At 72.0% G+C, this 15514-nt stretch carries 10 protein-coding genes; 6 read left to right on the top strand and 4 right to left on the bottom strand.

Annotation, left to right across the window (positions count from 1 at the left end; all coding sequences use genetic code 11):
• Positions 1–102: 102 nt before the first annotated feature.
• From dacB to ACFPIH_RS24650, 3 genes are all read left to right on the top strand, one after another.
• Positions 103–1482: a D-alanyl-D-alanine carboxypeptidase/D-alanyl-D-alanine endopeptidase gene (gene dacB, locus ACFPIH_RS24660; protein ID WP_381168750.1), complete on the top strand. Its 1380-nt coding sequence runs from the start codon at positions 103–105 to the stop codon at positions 1480–1482.
• 47 nt (positions 1483–1529) lie between these two features.
• Complete coding sequence (locus ACFPIH_RS24655) at positions 1530–3227, top strand: SulP family inorganic anion transporter (protein ID WP_381168752.1); 1698 nt, start codon at positions 1530–1532, stop codon at positions 3225–3227.
• A gap of 127 nt (positions 3228–3354) precedes the next feature.
• Positions 3355–4758 carry a PP2C family protein-serine/threonine phosphatase gene (locus ACFPIH_RS24650; protein WP_381168754.1) on the top strand — a complete coding sequence of 468 codons (1404 nt, stop codon included), beginning with the start codon at positions 3355–3357 and terminating at the stop codon, positions 4756–4758.
• Between the two features lie 61 nt (positions 4759–4819).
• On the opposite strand, the gene ACFPIH_RS24645 is transcribed toward ACFPIH_RS24650, so the two are convergent.
• A complete protein-coding gene (locus ACFPIH_RS24645) occupies positions 4820–5260 on the bottom strand; it encodes an ATP-binding protein (RefSeq protein WP_381168756.1) in 441 nt (146 codons plus the stop codon).
• Positions 5261–5574: 314 nt separating this feature from the next.
• Here ACFPIH_RS24645 and ACFPIH_RS24640 point away from each other — a divergent pair, with 314 nt between their 5' ends.
• The 3 genes from ACFPIH_RS24640 to ACFPIH_RS24630 all read left to right on the top strand — a co-directional run bounded on the left by ACFPIH_RS24640 (position 5575) and on the right by ACFPIH_RS24630 (position 10599).
• Positions 5575–6450 carry a helix-turn-helix domain-containing protein gene (locus ACFPIH_RS24640; RefSeq protein WP_381168758.1) on the top strand — a complete coding sequence of 292 codons (876 nt, stop codon included), beginning with the start codon at positions 5575–5577 and terminating at the stop codon, positions 6448–6450.
• A gap of 46 nt (positions 6451–6496) precedes the next feature.
• A complete protein-coding gene (locus tag ACFPIH_RS24635) occupies positions 6497–7303 on the top strand; it encodes an SAM-dependent methyltransferase (RefSeq protein ID WP_381168760.1) in 807 nt (268 codons plus the stop codon).
• 86 nt (positions 7304–7389) lie between these two features.
• On the top strand, positions 7390–10599 hold the full coding sequence (locus tag ACFPIH_RS24630; RefSeq protein WP_381168762.1) for a glycoside hydrolase: 3210 nt from the start codon (positions 7390–7392) through the stop codon (positions 10597–10599).
• Positions 10600–10611: 12 nt separating this feature from the next.
• Here the strand turns inward: ACFPIH_RS24630 and ACFPIH_RS24625 are convergent, their stop codons facing one another.
• From ACFPIH_RS24625 to ACFPIH_RS24615, 3 genes are read right to left on the bottom strand one after another with little or no spacing between them, the layout of a single operon-like run.
• Positions 10612–12726 carry a glycoside hydrolase family 127 protein gene (locus tag ACFPIH_RS24625; RefSeq protein WP_381168764.1) on the bottom strand — a complete coding sequence of 705 codons (2115 nt, stop codon included), beginning with the start codon at positions 12724–12726 and terminating at the stop codon, positions 10612–10614.
• Between the two features lie 13 nt (positions 12727–12739).
• The gene (locus ACFPIH_RS24620; RefSeq protein ID WP_381168766.1) at positions 12740–14668 is read right to left on the bottom strand and encodes a glycoside hydrolase family 127 protein; all 1929 of its coding nucleotides are present in this window, start codon (positions 14666–14668) and stop codon (positions 12740–12742) included.
• Between the two features lie 4 nt (positions 14669–14672).
• Positions 14673–15494 carry a carbohydrate ABC transporter permease gene (locus ACFPIH_RS24615; RefSeq protein ID WP_381169202.1) on the bottom strand — a complete coding sequence of 274 codons (822 nt, stop codon included), beginning with the start codon at positions 15492–15494 and terminating at the stop codon, positions 14673–14675.
• Between the last annotated feature and the right edge of the window lie 20 nt (positions 15495–15514).

Here is a 15514-nt window from a genome sequence, read left to right as displayed (position 1 = left end):
GCGACACACGTATTGCGTTTCCTGTGAGTGGCATGTGCCGGTGATAAAGTGCGGCCGAATTCCGTCGCGGAGAGCCCCACAAGAAAGTCCTTGAAACCCCCCATGAACGACATAAACGAAGAAACTCCCGCCGCCTCCTTCGTACCGGGCGGCCGGCGCCGGCACCGCAGGGCCAAGCAGGGCGGGAACGGAATGCGGCGGGCGATGGTGCTCGCCATGGCCGTGCCCGTCGTGTCGGTCGCCCTCACCGGCCCGTCGGCCTTCGCCGCCGACAAGGGCATCGGCACGACGGCCAAGGACACCACCGCCGATCAGGCCACCGGACTCGACGCGGACGACCAGCAGATGGTCACCAACCTCGAAACCCGTGTCCTGGACCAGCGGCTGGGCTCCGACGTGAGCGGTGTGGTGCTCGACGCCGAGTCGGACGCCACCCTGTGGGGCCACAACGCCGCCACCGCGCTGATGCCCGCCTCCAACGTCAAGCTCGCCACCTCGACCGCCGCCCTCACCGTCCTCGGCCCGGACCACCGGTTCACCACCAAGGTCGTGTACGGACACGGCACGCTCACCCTGATCGGCGGCGGCGACCGCACGCTCACCACCGCCGACCTGGCCGAGCTGGCGAAGACCGCGGTCGCCGGGCTCAAGGCGGCCGGGCTGACCTCGGTGAAGGTCGCCGTGGACGACAGCCTGTTCCCCGAGCCGACCCTGGCGAACGGCTGGAACACCGGCTACTACCCGGATTCCGTCTCCCCCGTGCGCGCCCTCGTCGTCGACGGGCACCTGGTGGACGACACCTCCCTGGACGCCGGGCAGGTCTTCGCCAAGCAGCTCCTCACGGACGGCATCACGGTCGCCGGCGACGTCACCCGCGCCACGGCGAGCCGCACCGACGTACCCGTGGCCCGGCACACCTCGGCGCCGCTGTCGGACATCGTGCACACGATGCTCAAGACGAGCGACAACAACATCGCCGAGACCCTGCTGCGGATGACCGCCCTCGGCGCGGGCCGCCCGGCCACCTTCGACGGCGGCACCGAGGTTGTGCGCCAGGTGCTGAGCACGCGCTACGGCGTGTCCCTCGCCAACTTCGAGATGTACGACGGCAGCGGCCTGTCCCGCGCCGACCGCATCCCGGCGGCGACGCTCGCGGAGATCCTGGAACTGCTGACCCAGCCCCGCTACGCGAGCACCCTCGGCTCCATCCTCGACGGTCTGCCCGTCTCCGGCGAGGCCGGCAGCACGCTCGGCCCGGAGTGGGGCCGGTTCGACGACGCGAACTCCAAGTGCGCCGTGGGCAAGGTGCACGCGAAGACCGGTACCCTCACCGGGGCCATCGCGCTCAGCGGCCTGACGCAGGGCAAGGACGGCAAGTGGAAGGTGTTCTCCTTCATCGAGAACAACTCCACGGCCAATCCGAACGACATCAAGGACGCGATGGACGGCCTCGCCGCGACGGTGAACGGCTGCTGGGCCTGACCTCGCGGCGAAGTGCGGCGCCGTAGCCGAGCGCCGTGAGGAGGTCCATGGCGCTCGACCCACGGCGGCTGCGGTCGCTGCCCGGGCTCACCGTGCTCGCCGGGTACCGGCGCGGCTGGCTGCGCGGGGACCTGCTCGCCGGTGTGACGGTGGCCGCGTATCTCGTACCGCAGGTGATGGCGTACGCGGGTGTGGCGGGGCTGCCGCCGGTGGCCGGGCTGTGGGCGATCCTGCCCGCGCTCGGCCTCTACGCCCTGTTCGGTTCCTCCCGGCTGCTGTCGGTGGGCCCGGAGTCCACGACCGCGCTGATGACGGCCACCGTGGTCGGCCCGCTCGCCGCCGGTGACCCGGGCCGGTACGCCACCCTCGCCGCGGCCCTGGCCGTGACGGTGGGCCTGCTGTGTCTGGCGGCCCGGGCGCTGCGCCTCGGCTTCGTCGCGGATCTGCTGTCGCGTCCCGTCCTGATCGGTTATCTGACGGGCGTGGCACTGATCATGATGGTGGATCAGCTGCCCAAGCTGACCGGGGTGGACACCTCGGGCTCCGGGTTCTTCCCCCAACTGTGGTCCTTCCTGGGGAACTTGCCCGACATCCATCCCGCCACCCTCCTGTTCTCCGTTTTCGCCCTCGCGCTGCTCCTCGCCCTGGGGCGGTGGCTGCGCGCGGTGCCCGGACCGCTGGTCGCCGTGGTCCTCGCCACCGCCGTGGTGGCCGTCTTCGGCCTGGACGACCGCCACGACCTCAAGGTGGTCGGCGAGATCCCCTCGGGGCTGCCCTCCCTGGCCCTGCCGGACCTGTCCGACTTCCCGCAGCTGGTGCTGCCCGCGGTGGGTGTCCTCCTGGTCGCCTACACCGACTTCGTCCTCACCGCGCGGGCCTTCGACGCCCCCGACGACGACGGCCCGGGTCTGGAGGCCGACCAGGAGTTCCTCGCCCTGGGCGCGGCCAACCTCGGCGCGGGCGTACTGCACGGCTTCCCGGTCAGCAGCAGCGCCAGCCGTACCGCCCTCGCCTCCTCGGCGGGCGCCCGCAGTCAGGCGTACTCGCTGGTCGCGGGCGCGGTGGTGCTCGCCGTACTGCTCTTCCTCGGTCCGCTGCTCACGCACACCCCGACGGCGGTCCTGGGCGCGCTCGTCGTGTACGCCGCCCTGCGCATGATCGACCTGGCGGGCTTCCGCCGGCTCGCCTCCTTCCGCCGCCGCGAACTGCTGCTGGCGCTCGGCTGTCTGGCCGGTGTGCTGGCCCTGGACATCCTCTACGGCGTGCTGGTCGCCGTCGGCCTGTCGGTGGCCGAGCTGCTCACCCGGGTGGCCCGCCCGCACGACGCGGTAGAGGGGCTGGTGCCCGGTCTGGCCGGCATGCACGACGTCGACGACTATCCGCAGGCGCGGACGGTCCCGGGGCTGGTGGTGTACCGCTACGACTCCCCGCTGTTCTTCGCCAACGCGGAGGACTTCCGCCGGCGGGCGCTGGCCGCGGTCGACGAACAGGACGCCCCGGTACGGTGGTTCGTCCTCAACGCCGAGGCCAATGTGGAGGTCGACATCACCGCGCTGGACGCGGTCGACGAGCTGCGCCGCGAGCTCGCCCGGCGCGAGGTGGTGTTCGCGCTGGCCCGGGTGAAGCAGGACCTGCGGCACGACCTCGACACCTACGGCCTGACGGAGTCGGTCGGCGAGCAGCTGATCTTCCCCACCCTGCCGACCGCCGTGGCCGCCTACCGGGTGTGGAGCGAAAAAAACTGAGCGGCGGACGGTTGTCACGGAACGAGTGGTGGACGCGCGTTGCGACACACCGCAACTGCCGTCCATCCCGTATGACTTGACGCGTCATCATATAGTTGCGGACTAACGCGCGGCGATCCGTTGTCTGTTGTCTCTGTCGCGCGGGCAGTCCCCCCACCGGAAAGGCAAGACCCTGCGGAACGACCCGCGCGGCCGCACCACCGACACACCCGACCCGCTGTCCTCCCCACGACGGTCGGCGTTCTCCCCCGCGGCCGACGTCATCGGCTCGGAGCTCGATCTGCGGCTCACCGGCAGCCATGTCGTGCACGCGCTGACCCCCGGCTTCTGCGACGCCGCATCGGTGTACCTGCTGGAACGCTGGCGGCGCGAGGAGGACGCGCACACCCCCGCCGACCCGCCCCGGATCGAGGTGCGCCGGCTGGCGCTGCGGGTCATGGGCCAGGACGCGCTGGAGGACTGGGAGGGCACGCTGCCGGTCGGCGAGATGGTCTCCTTCCCCCGCGACACGCCGTACGCCCGCGCCCTCGTCGCCGGACACGCGCAGGTGCTCGACTCGGTGGACCCGTACATGGCGGAGCGGCTGACGGCTTCGGGAAGCGGCGAGGCCCGCTTCGGCGACCTGCTGCGGGTGGCCTCCTTCCTCGTCGTGCCGGTGCGGCTGCGGGACGTACCGATCGGGTTCGTCACCTGCACGCGCGGGGCGGGCCGGGAGCCGTTCCGGCCGGCTGACGTGGCGGCCGTGGAGTCGCTGGCGGCGCGGGCCGCCGTAGCGCTGGACAACGCGCGCCGCTACGAGCGAGAGCGGCGCACCGCGCTGGCCATCCGGGACGGTCTGCCGCCGGGGCCGGTGCAGCGGTTCGAGGGCTGCCGGATCGCCCACGGCTGTCTGCCCGCCGGGAGGGGCAGTGTCGTCGGCGGCGACTGGTACGACGTGCTGCGCCGGCCGGGCGACCGGGTCAGCCTGATCGTCGGGGACGCGATGGGGCACGGTCCGGAGTCCGCCGTGGCGATGATCCAGCTCCGCACCGCCGTCCGCACCCTGGCCGGCCTGGACATCTCTCCGGCGGACCTCATACGGCGGCTCGACGCGCTCGCCAGCGACACCCCGGGCGCGTCCTTCGCGACCTGCGTGTACGCGGAGTGGGACGCCCGGCAGCGCACCTGCACCCTGGTGGGCGCGGGCCATCCGCCCCCGCTGCTGCGCGGTCCGGACGGCCGGACCTCTCCGGTCGCGCTCAACGGCTCCGGGCTGCCGCTCGGGCTCGGCGCGGGCAGCTACGAGCCGACCGTGCTGACCCTGACCGAGCCGGTCCTGCTCGCGCTGTACAGCGACGGCCTGGTCGAGTCCCGCGACGCCGACATCGACCAGGAGATCACCCGCCTCGCCCGCGCCCTGGACGAGGCGGCGGACGACGACCTGAGCGCGCTGCCCGCCCTGTGCGAACGTCTGCTGCACTCGTCCTCCGGTGCGGCCGGCGCCGACGACCGCACCCTGCTGCTGGCCGAACTGACGCCCGCCGCCTGCTGAACCGCCGCTCGCGGCCTTCCGGTTCACGCGATCTCACTCGAATTCACACGATTCACATGATTCACACGAGGAGCGTCACCCACACCGCGTTGCCGCCGGTGAGGGAGGAGCGGTCGACACCCCAGGTGTCGGCCAGTTCCTCCACCAGGAGCAGCCCGCGTCCGCACTCGTCGTCGGGGCCCGGCGTACGGCGGGACAGCTGGGGTTCCGTGCGGTCGTGGTCGTGCACCTCCAGGCGCAGCCCCCGGCCCGGGAGCAGTCCGGCCCCGCACAGGACCCGGGGGCTGAGGGTGTGCCGGATGGCGTTGGTGGCCAGCTCGGACACGAGCAGGACGGCGTCCGCGCACAGCTCGCCCGGCAGCCGCCACGCGGTGAGCCAGGCGTTCACCGAGCGGCGGGCGATCGAGACGCTGGAGCGGTGGGCGGGCAGTTCGAGCCAGTGCGTGCGGCCGGGACTCCAGGCGGCCAGGGACTGGGGGGAGGAAGTCGTGTCGGGGAACACGGTGGTCGCCTTCCGTGGGGGGCGTGGGCATGCCGACGACAGGGGAAGGTGAGCGTCGGGCCACGGCCGGGGGGTGTGCCGTAGGAGCCCTGCGCCGTGTTCGCCCATGGTTTCCAACTCCGTTGATGGCGGCGGAGATTGCCGGGGGAACGCTCACGATCGGCAGTAAGCGGTTCACATGCATCACTATGCTCGCACCGAAGTTCAGGCTGCAACCGACTGCCTGATAATTTCAGCAAGCCGGAATCCGGCCGACCGCATTTCCAAGTAACGGTCGGTGGCGTGTGGGTGACATTCCCTCAGGAGGCGGAGCGTTGAGCGAAGGCCGTTCGGGTACGGGCAGCACCAGCGCGCCCACGGTGCTGCGCATGATCCTGGGCCGCCGGCTGCAGGAGCGCCGCCTGGAGGCGGGTGCCTCGCTGGCGGACGCGGCGCGGGCCCTGCGGGTGAAGCCGCTGACCATCCGCCGCCTGGAGAAGGCGGAGGTCGCCCTCAAACCGCTGTACGTGGAGAAGCTGCTGGAGACCTACGGGGCCGGCCGGCAGGAGATCGAGGAGTTCGTCGCCCTCGCCGAGCGGGCCAACCAGCCCGGCTGGTGGCATACGTACCGCGATGTGCTGCCCGGCTGGTTCAGCGCCTATGTGAGCCTGGAGAACGGCGCCAGGACCCTGCGCACCTACGAGCCGCAGTACGTCACGGGGCTGCTCCAGACCCCCCGCTACGCCCGCGCCGTCCTGCGCGGCGGTTTCCCGCACGACGGCGAGGAGGGCCTGCTGCGGCGGGTGGATCTGCGGCTGCGCCGCCAGAGCCTGCTGGAGCGGCCCGGCGGCCCCACGCTGTGGGTGGTGCTGGAGGAGGCCGTGCTGCACCGGGCGGTGGGCGGCCCCGAGGTGATGCGGGAGCAGCTCGAGCGGCTCCTGGAGGTCTCGGAGCTGGCGCATGTGAGCGTCGACGTGCTGCCGTCCGCCGTCGGGGCGCACACCAGGGCCTGCGCGCCGTTCACCTACTTCCGGTTCGAGGAGCGGGAACTGCCCGACGTCGTCTACAGCGAGTTCCTCTCCGGCGGTGTGTACCTGGACCAGCGCTCCGACGTCGCCGCCCATCTGGAGGCGCACAACCGTATGTCGCTGCTGACCTCTGACGCGGACAGCAGAGCCCTGCTGGAACGGATGCGCAAGCACTACTCGTGACCTCCCCCACGCCCCCCTCCACCACGTCCCAGGCGAAAGGCACAGCATGACCAGCTCGCAGGCTCCGCGCGACCTCGACACCAGCAGGCCGCACTCCGCCCGCATGTACGACTACTACCTCGGCGGCAAGGACCACTTCGAGGCCGACGAGAAGGCGGCCCAGACCGTCGCCGCGGCCTACCCGGGCATATTCGTGTGCGCCCGGGAGAACCGGGCCTTCATGCACCGCGCCACGCGTGTCCTCGCCCGGGAACACGGCATACGGCAGTGGCTGGACATCGGCACCGGCATCCCCACGGAGCCCAACCTCCACCAGGTCGCCCAGTCCGTGGTCCCCGAGGCGCGGGTGGTGTACGCCGACAACGACCCGCTCGTCCTCAAGTACGCCGAGCGCCTGATGCACAGCACTCCCGAGGGCCGCACCACCTACATCGAGGCGGACGTCAACGCCCCGGACGCCCTGCTGGCGGCGCCCGCGCTGGCCGAGGTCCTCGACCTGGACCGGCCCGTGGCGCTCTCCCTGAACGCCCTGATGCACTTCGTGACGGATGCCCAGGACCCGTACGGCATCGTGAGCCGGCTGCTGGCCGCGCTCCCCTCGGGCAGCGCGCTGGCGCTCAGCCACTGCACGCCCGACTTCGACCCGGACACCTGGCAGAAGGTCACCGACATCTACACGGGCGCCGGTACGCCGGTGCGGTTCCGCTCGCGGGAGGACGTCGCCCGCTTCTTCGACGGCCTGGAGCTGCTCGACCCCGGTGTCACCGTCGGCCACCGCTGGCGTCCGGACGGCGCCGTGGAGGCCACGGACGCGGAGGTCAGCCTCTGGACGGGGGTGGGCATCAAGCCGTAGCGGAGGCTCTGCCTCTTGCGAAGGAGGACGGAAAGCCCTTTCCATGACCTTGACGTGTTCATTACCTCCGTCTTGGAAGGGGTTCCGTGTCCACTCGTCGACATCGCCCTCGTCTCACCCGGGCACTGGCCCCGGCCGTCCCCCTGGTGCTCGGCGCGGGTCTGGTCACGGCCCCCGCCGCCGACGCGTCTGTCGCCTCCGTCGCCGACGGCCCGGCGGCGAGCGGGGTCACGGTGCGCGTCGACCCGTCGTACCGGCAGCAGGAGTTCGAGGGCTGGGGGACGAGCCTGGTCTGGTTCGCCAACGCCACCGGCGGCTATCCGGAGCCCGTCCGAAGACGCCTGGCCGACCTGCTGTTCGGCGACGACGGGCTCCGCCTCAACATCGCGCGCTACAACATCGGCGGCGGCAACGCCCCCGACGTCCGCACGGACTACATGAAGGCCGGCGCGACCATGGAGGGCTTCTGGAAGGCCCCCGAGGGCACCACCCGTACGGACACGGACTGGTGGGACCCGAACGACCCGGACCACTGGAACTGGGACGCCGACGCGGGCCAGCGCTGGTGGGTGGACCAGATCAAGGACAAGGTCACGGCGTGGGAGGCGTTCAGCAACTCGCCGCCCTGGTTCCAGACGGTCAGCGGCTATGTCTCCGGCGGCCTCGACTCCGGCGCCGACCAGATCCGCGCGGACCGCGTCGACGACTTCGCCGCCTACCTCGTGCGCGTCACCGAACGCCTGGAGCGGGAGCACGGCATCGAGTTCGACACCGTCGACCCGCTCAACGAGCCCAACACCACCTACTGGGGGACCCAGTTGGACGCCGACGGCCAGCCCACGGGCGGCCGTCAGGAGGGCGCGCACGCGGGTCCGGCCCTCCAGCAGAAGGTGATCCTCGCCCTGGACAAGGCACTTGAGGGCGCGACGACCGACGCGAAGGTCTCGGCGATGGACGAGACCAACCCCACGATCTTCACCCAGAACTGGAACGCCTACGAAACGGCCGCCCGCGCCGCCGTCGACCAGCTCAACGTGCACACCTACGGCACCGGCATGCGTACCAGCGCCCGGGACATCGCCAAGGGCGCGGACAACAGGCTGTGGATGAGCGAGGTCGAGGGCACCTGGGGCACCGGCACCGACTTCACCGGCATGGAACCGGGGCTCGGCATCGCCACCCGGATGGTCGACGACATGCGCGAACTGGAGCCCTCCGCCTGGGTGTTCTGGCAGCCGGTCGAGGACGCGATCCCGCAGGCGGCGGCGGGCAAGAACTGGGGCAGCATCCACGTGCCCTTCAACTGCACGGCATCGGACACCCTGGAGACCTGCCCGGTCCGCACCAACTCCAAGTTCCACACCATCCGCAACTTCACCCACTACATCCGCCCCGGCGACCACTTCGTGAAGGTCGACGACACCTCCAGCGTCGCCGCTGTCCCTGCCTCCGGCCGGGGGGCGACCGTGGTCCATGTGAACGGCGGCACGTCCGCGCGCTCCGTCGGCCTCGACCTCTCCCGCTTCGCCAGGATCGCCCCGCACGCCACCGTCACCCCGGTCGTGACCAGCGCGGACGGCGCCCTCGTCCGGGGCGCCCCGGTCCGGATCGCCGACCGGTCGGCCACACTCACCGTCCCCGCGAAGTCCGTCACCACCTTCCTGGTCGACGGCGTCAGCGGCGTGGCGAAGGACGCCGCCCTGGTGCGGCCCGGCCATGTCTACCGGCTCCAGGGCACGCAGAGCGGCAAGTCCCTCGCCCCATCGGCCGACGGCGCCGTGATCCGTACGACCGACCCGTCCGTCGCCGAACAGCTGTGGACCGTACGGCAGTTGACGCCCGGCACCGGCAACCGCGAGCGCTACGCGGTCGTCGGCGCCACGACCGGCAGGCGACTCGCGGTGCGCGACAACCAGGCAGTCCTGGAGGACCCGGCCGACAGCGCTCCCGACGAAGCCGCCCAGTGGATCATGTCGACGACCGGCGACGGAAGTTGGACCTTCGTGAACGCGGCCACGGGCCGGCTGCTCGACGTCACCGGGCAGTCCACGGCGGACGGTGCCAAGGTGTCGACGTACACCCCGACCTCGGCGGCGAACCAGCGCTGGACGGTCATCGACGAGACCGTGCAACGCACCGAGGCAGCCGAGGTGTTCACCGTACCCGGGAGGCCGCCGAGGCTCCCGGCGACCGTGACGCCGGTGTACCGGGACGGCGCCCGCGGCGCCCTGCCGGTGGTGTGGGACCCGCCGTCGGACCACAGCTGGCGGAAACCCGGGACCGTACGGGTCACGGGCCGGGCGACCGATCCGCTCGGCCGGGAGATCCCCGCGAGGGCGGTCGTCACCGTCGACACGATCGCCACGACCGTGCCCGGCCGGGCCAAGACCTACGCCGGCGGCACCCCGCAACTCCCGGAAACGGTCGTCGGCGTGGGCGCGCACGGCGGCCGGACCGGTCTTCCGGTGACCTGGGATCCGGCGTCCGAGGGGGCGTACGACACGACGGGCGTCGTGACGCTGCACGGCACCGCGCGGGTCGTGGACGGCAGCGCGGTCGACGCGACCGTACGTGTCCAGGTCAGCGAGCCGGCGGAGGCCAACATCGCGCCCGACGCCGGTGTCTCGGTCGCGGCGAGCTTCACGGAGAGCGGTTACTCCGCCGAGCGCCTGCGCAACGGCGACACGGCGGAGAAAGCGTGGTCCAACTGGAAACCCGGGAACACCAAGAACCCGTCCGACACCGTCACCTTCACCCTGCCGGCGGCCCGCGACCTGAACCGGGTCGTGGCGCACTTCTACCGCGACGGGTCCGGGCTCTCCTTCCCCGCGAGCCTCAGGGCGCAGGTCCGCAGGGCCGCCGACGGGGTGTGGGCCGACGCGAGCGGGGAGATCGCGGTCGGCAGCGAGGGCACGCCCGTGGTGGACGTGCCGATCGAGGGGACGGAACCGGTCACCGGGGTGCGCGTCGTCATGACCGCGCGATCGGGTGGCTACCTCACCATGAGCGAGATCGAGGTGTACGCCAGGACCCCGGGCGTCTCCTCGGACGCCGCCGCCGCGTCGGTCGAGGTGGCCGGGGTCCCGGTCGCGTCCTTCGACCCCGGCACGACCGACTACCGCGTGGTGACCCGCGATCCGGCCCGGGCCACGGTCACGGCGACGGCCCGCGACCCCTACGCGACCGTTGAGGTCGAGCGGACCCGCGCCTCCGGCCGGAACTTCGCGGTCGTCGCCGTGACCGCCGAGGACGGGTCACGGACGACGCTGTACCGGATCCGACTCGTACGGCGATGAGCCCGCCGTCGGTCAGTTTCTGAGATTCGCCCGGACCGCGGCGGCGACCACCGCGTCCCGTTCGGTCCGGGTGAATCCGCCCTCCGTCAGCCAGCCGTCCGCGAGGGTGCGTACCGCCGTCACGAACTGGGTCTGGGTGGCGAAGGGCGCCCGGGCCCAGAGGACGTCGAGGAAGGTCAGCCCGTCGGCGCGGGCGCGGTTGGGGACGCCCGAGTCGGCCGTGCCGAACACCACGACGGGCTCGGTCCGCCGGAAGTAGGCGTGGTAGCGGGTGGTGTCCGCGACGAAGAAGGGCGCGAGGGTGAGGCCGTTGGTGGTGAAGTACTGCGGCCGGCCCTCGGGTCTGACGGCGGACGCGAGATCGCCCCGCAGGGTGAAGTCCCTGTAGAGGGACAGCGGGCGGTAACCGGTTGCCGGGCTCTGTGCGACCAGCAGCACCGGGCCGTGGAACAGCGACTGGACGGTGGGGTCGTCCAGGGCCCGCTCGATCCGCAGCCGGTAGGGCATGGAGAGTTCGACGCGGTCGCCGGGCCGCCAGTACCTGGTCAGGGTGAGGTAGGTGCCGGGGACCGCCGCCCCGGGTTGGGCGACGCCGTTGACGGTGACGGTCACGCCTGCCGTGGCCCAGGACGGGATCCGCAGTCTGAGGTCGAGGCTGCCCTCGCCCTCGCGGAAGGTGAGCGTGCGGACGCCCTCGGCCGGGAAGGTGCTCGTCTGCTCGACGACGAAGCCCCGCTCCGGCCAGCGCAGGGTGGAGGCGAGGTACAGGTTGACGTACAGCGCCGTGCCGTCGGCGGAGCGGAAGTACACCGAGTCCTGGTACTTGGTGTGGTTCTCCATGCCGGTGCCGCCGCAGCAGGTGCCGGTGTTGCCGTACTCGCGCACGACGCCCGGCCCCATGCCCACGAAGTAGGTGACCTCCGGGCTGTCCGTGCTCGCCGCGTCCCGGCGGGAGGCCAGGATGTGGTTGGTCAGGCCCCGCTCGTAGTAGTCCATGTGGACGGCGTCGGGTTCCCGGAAGAACAGCTGTCTGCTCAGCTTCAGCATGTTGTACGTCGCGCAGGTCTCCGCGTTGTTGTCGCCCAGGGTGGCCGCGACGGCCCCCCGGGCCCGGAACATCTCCCCCTGGCCGGTACCGCCCAGGCTGTACGTCCGGGGGCCGACGACCATGCCCCAGAAGTTGCGGGCCGCTGCGGCGTAGTCCTCGTCGCCCGTGTGGTCGTACAGCCGCAGGTAGCCGGTGAACTGCGGGATGTGCTGGTTGGCGTGGCGGCCGTCGAGGACGTCGCGGTTCTCGGCGCAGGCGTCGAGCAGTGCGGTGTTGTCGAAACAGCGGGCGGCGGCGAGGTGTTCGGCCCGGCCGGTGAGGGCGTACAGGTCCGCGAGGACCTCGTTCATCCCCCCGTACTCACCGGCGATGTAGATCGACCACATGCGCTCCAGCTGTGCCCGCGGGAGGTGGCCGAGCCTGCTGTGCACCCAGTCGCCCATCTTCGAGGCGACGGTCAGGGCCTGGGCGTTGCCGGTCAGGGTGTGCGCGTCGAGCAGCCCGCGCATGATCTTGTGGCAGGTGTAGTACGGGGCCCAGATGGTGGGGTAGGTGGTGTAGCTCTCCAGCAGGATGAACTGGGTCTCCGGGTAGGCCGCCAGATAGCCGGGGTGGCTGGGCTTCGGGGAGCCGTGGTCGGCGAACGCCTGCTGGCACGCGGCGAGTTCGGCGACGAGGTGGTCGAGCTTGGCCTTGAGGGCGGCCTCGCGGGTGTCGGCGTACGCCTGGGCCACGAGGGTGAGGAAGTGGCCCGCGTAGTGGCCGCGCAGGTTGCCGTCGGCGGTCTCCCAGCCGCCGGGCGGCCGGGCGCCCCGGGTGTCGAGGCCCGCGTTGGCGCGGAAGACGGCCAGGATGCGGTCGGCCGGGTAGGCGCGGGCGTAGCCGAGCATCAGGTCCCGCTTGCGGCGGAACACGCCGTCGCCGAGGGTGACTTGGCCGAGGGGGAAGGGGTGGACCGGCCAGCTGGGCGGGTTCGGTGCGGCGTGGGCCTCGGTGGCCGTCGCGGCGAACGGTCCGACCACCGCGGCCCCGGCGGTGAGCTTCAACACGCGGCGGCGAGTGGGGGGTTGTGGGGACATGCTCGGACTCCGATCATCGGTCGTCGGTGCTTCCCGGCCGTGGGCCGTGGGTCGGCAGCCACACCCGCATCGTCGAGGGGCCGCGGTTCGCCCAGGAGTGGTACGGGACCAGGACGATCCCCGCGCGCTCGGCGGCCGGCGGACGGGTCGGGGTGTCGAGCGGACGGTACGGCCAGGGTTCGGCGGGCTGTGCGTCGTGAGCGGTCACCTCCCCCACGGCCACCACGGCCTGGCCAGGTCCGTCCTGCGGTGCGGCGGACGCGTCCACGCGGATCGCGTCGACCTCGTGGCCGTCCGGGAGGTCCACCGACTCGGCGCAGTACACCAGGGGACCGCGCTGGACCGCCAGGGTGCCGCGTACGGCGTCGATGCGCGGGTCGGGCGCGGTCCAGCGGGGCCGTACGGGCAGGTCGAGCCGGATCTCGTCGCCGGGCCGGAAGACGCGGGTGACCGTGGCCGTGCCCGGGGTGACGGCACGGCGGGGCCCTTCGGGGGCGGTCAGCCACGCGGTGTCGCCCCGCGTCCAGTCGGGGACGCGCAGGGAGAGGGTCCACGGGTGGTCCGGGGTGCGGTCGACGCGTACGGTGACGCTCCCGCCGTGGGGGTAGTCGGTGCGCACGCTCAGTGCGAGGCCGTCGGTGGAGATCTCCGCGTCTGCGTACTGGTGGAGTTGGAGGCCGTGGTCGTCGACTGTCGCCAGGTACGCGGGGAGTTGGGCGAGGGTGCGGGCCACGTTGGTGGGGCAGCAGGAGACGGCGAACCAGGGGGCGCGCAGGCCGGATTCGGCGCGTGGGCTGTCCACGTCCGTGGCCGGTGGGGTGCCGCGGCGGCGCCGATGCAGGGTGTTGGCGTAGAAGAAGGCCCGGCCGTCCTCGGACGGGGAGGTCGCGACGACGTTGAACAGGGTGCGTTCGGCCAGGTCGGCGAAGCGCGGTTCGCCGGTGGCCAGGAGCAGGCGCCAGCTGAGCATCACGGAGGCGACTCCGGCGCAGGTCTCCGCGTAGGCGCGGTCGGGCGGGAGGACGAAGTCGTCGCCGAAGGACTCGTCGCGGTGGTGCGAACCCATGCCGCCGGTGAGATGGGTGCGCCGGGCGACGGTGGCCTCCCACTGCCGTACGACGGCTGCGAGCAGGTCCTCGTCCCCGGTCTCCACGGCGACGTCGACGGCGCCGGACGCGAGGTAGAGGGCGCGGACGGCGTGTCCGCGCAGGACGCCGGCCTCGCGGACGGGCAGGTCGTCCTGGTAGTAGGCGCGGCCGAACTCCGAGTCGGCGAGGCTGCCTCGGCCCCTTCGGGCGATGAACAGGGCTGCCTGGTCGAGGTAGTTCTGCTCGCCGGTCGCCCGGGCCAGTTCGACGAGGGCGGTCTCGATCACGGGGTGTCCGCAGACGCCCTGGTCGCCGTTCGGGCCGAAGGCGGCGCACACGTGGTCGGCGGCCCGGCGGGCGATCTTCGCCAACTCGCCGTCGCCCCGGGCCCGGAGCTGGGCCACGCCCGCCTGGATCAAGTGGCCGTAGCAGTACAGCTCGTGGCCCCATTCGAGGTCGCTGTAGCGGGGCTGCTGGCCGGGGCGGCCGAAGGCGGTGTTGAGGTAGCCGTCGGGTTCCTGGGCGGCGGCGATGGTCTCGACGAGGGAGGTGTCGACGCTGTGGCCGCTCTCCCAGGCCATGGCCTCGAGGAGTTTGTAGACGTCGGAGTCGGCGAACTCGCGGCCGCGCCGGTCGCGGTCGATCCGGCCCTCGACGGCGGCCCGGAAGTTGCCGGTCCAGCCGACGCGTTCCATCCAGTCGCGGCAGTGGTCGAGGGTGGCGGTCGCGTTGACGTGGCGCCGCCGGGCCCAGAAGCCGCCGGTGATCCTGACCTCGCCGAGGCCGAGGGGCCGCAGCCGGCCGCGGGTGGGTGCCACCGGCAGCACGGGTACCCCCGCTGAGTTCCGCTTCACCGCATCATCCCTTCAGCGCACCGGACATGAAGCCCCTTACGTAGTGCCGTTGCAGGAGCAGGAAGAGCAGGAGGCAGGGCACGGCGAGGACCACCACGCCCGCCTCGGTGGCGCCGTAGTCCACGGCGCCCATGCTCTGCTGGCGCAGGTTCGCGACGGCCAGCGGCAGGGGTGCCTTCGCGCTGTCCGAGATGAGGATCAGGGGGGCGATGAAGTCGTTCCAGGCCGCGAGGAAGGCGAACAGCCCCACGGTGATCAGGCCCGGGCGCACCGCCGGAAGGAGGACCCGGCGCAGCGCGCCCGCCGATCCGCAGCCGTCGACCAGCGCCGACTCCTCGAGTTCGCGCGGCACCGCCTCGAAGGAGATCCTCATCATGAAGGTGGCGAACGGGAGTTGGAACACGGCGAGGACGAGGCTCAGTCCGAGCAGCGAGTTCTGCAGGTGGAGGTTGCCGAGGAGGACGTAGAGCGGGATGAGGAGAGTGGCGTACGGGACCATGAGAATGGCCAGCGTCAGCAGGAACAGCAGGTTCCGGCCGGGGAACTCGAAGCGGGCGAAGGCGTAGCCGCCGAGCAGGGACACCCCGAGGGTGAGCGCGACGGTGAGGGCGGAGACGAGGGTGCTGTTGAGGAGGTAGCGCCACAGGCCGGCGTCGTAGTCGAGGAGTGTGCGGTAGTTCCCGAGGCCGTAGCCGGATTCCTGGGCGGTGCCGGGCTGGGCGCTGACCGAGGCCCAGGCGTTCCACACCAGCGGGAAGAGGAAGATGACGGCGAGGCCGCCGGCGACGACGTAGTGCGGGGTCCGGCCGAGGGCGCGGGTGAGCACCGTGGTGTCCCTTCTGCCCG

The organism is Streptomyces vulcanius (assembly GCF_042653945.1).
Classification (GTDB): Bacteria; Actinomycetota; Actinomycetes; order Streptomycetales; family Streptomycetaceae; genus Streptomyces; species Streptomyces mangrovi.
Note: the sequence above shows the minus strand (reverse complement) of the source record. Positions and strands in the feature narration are given on the sequence as shown.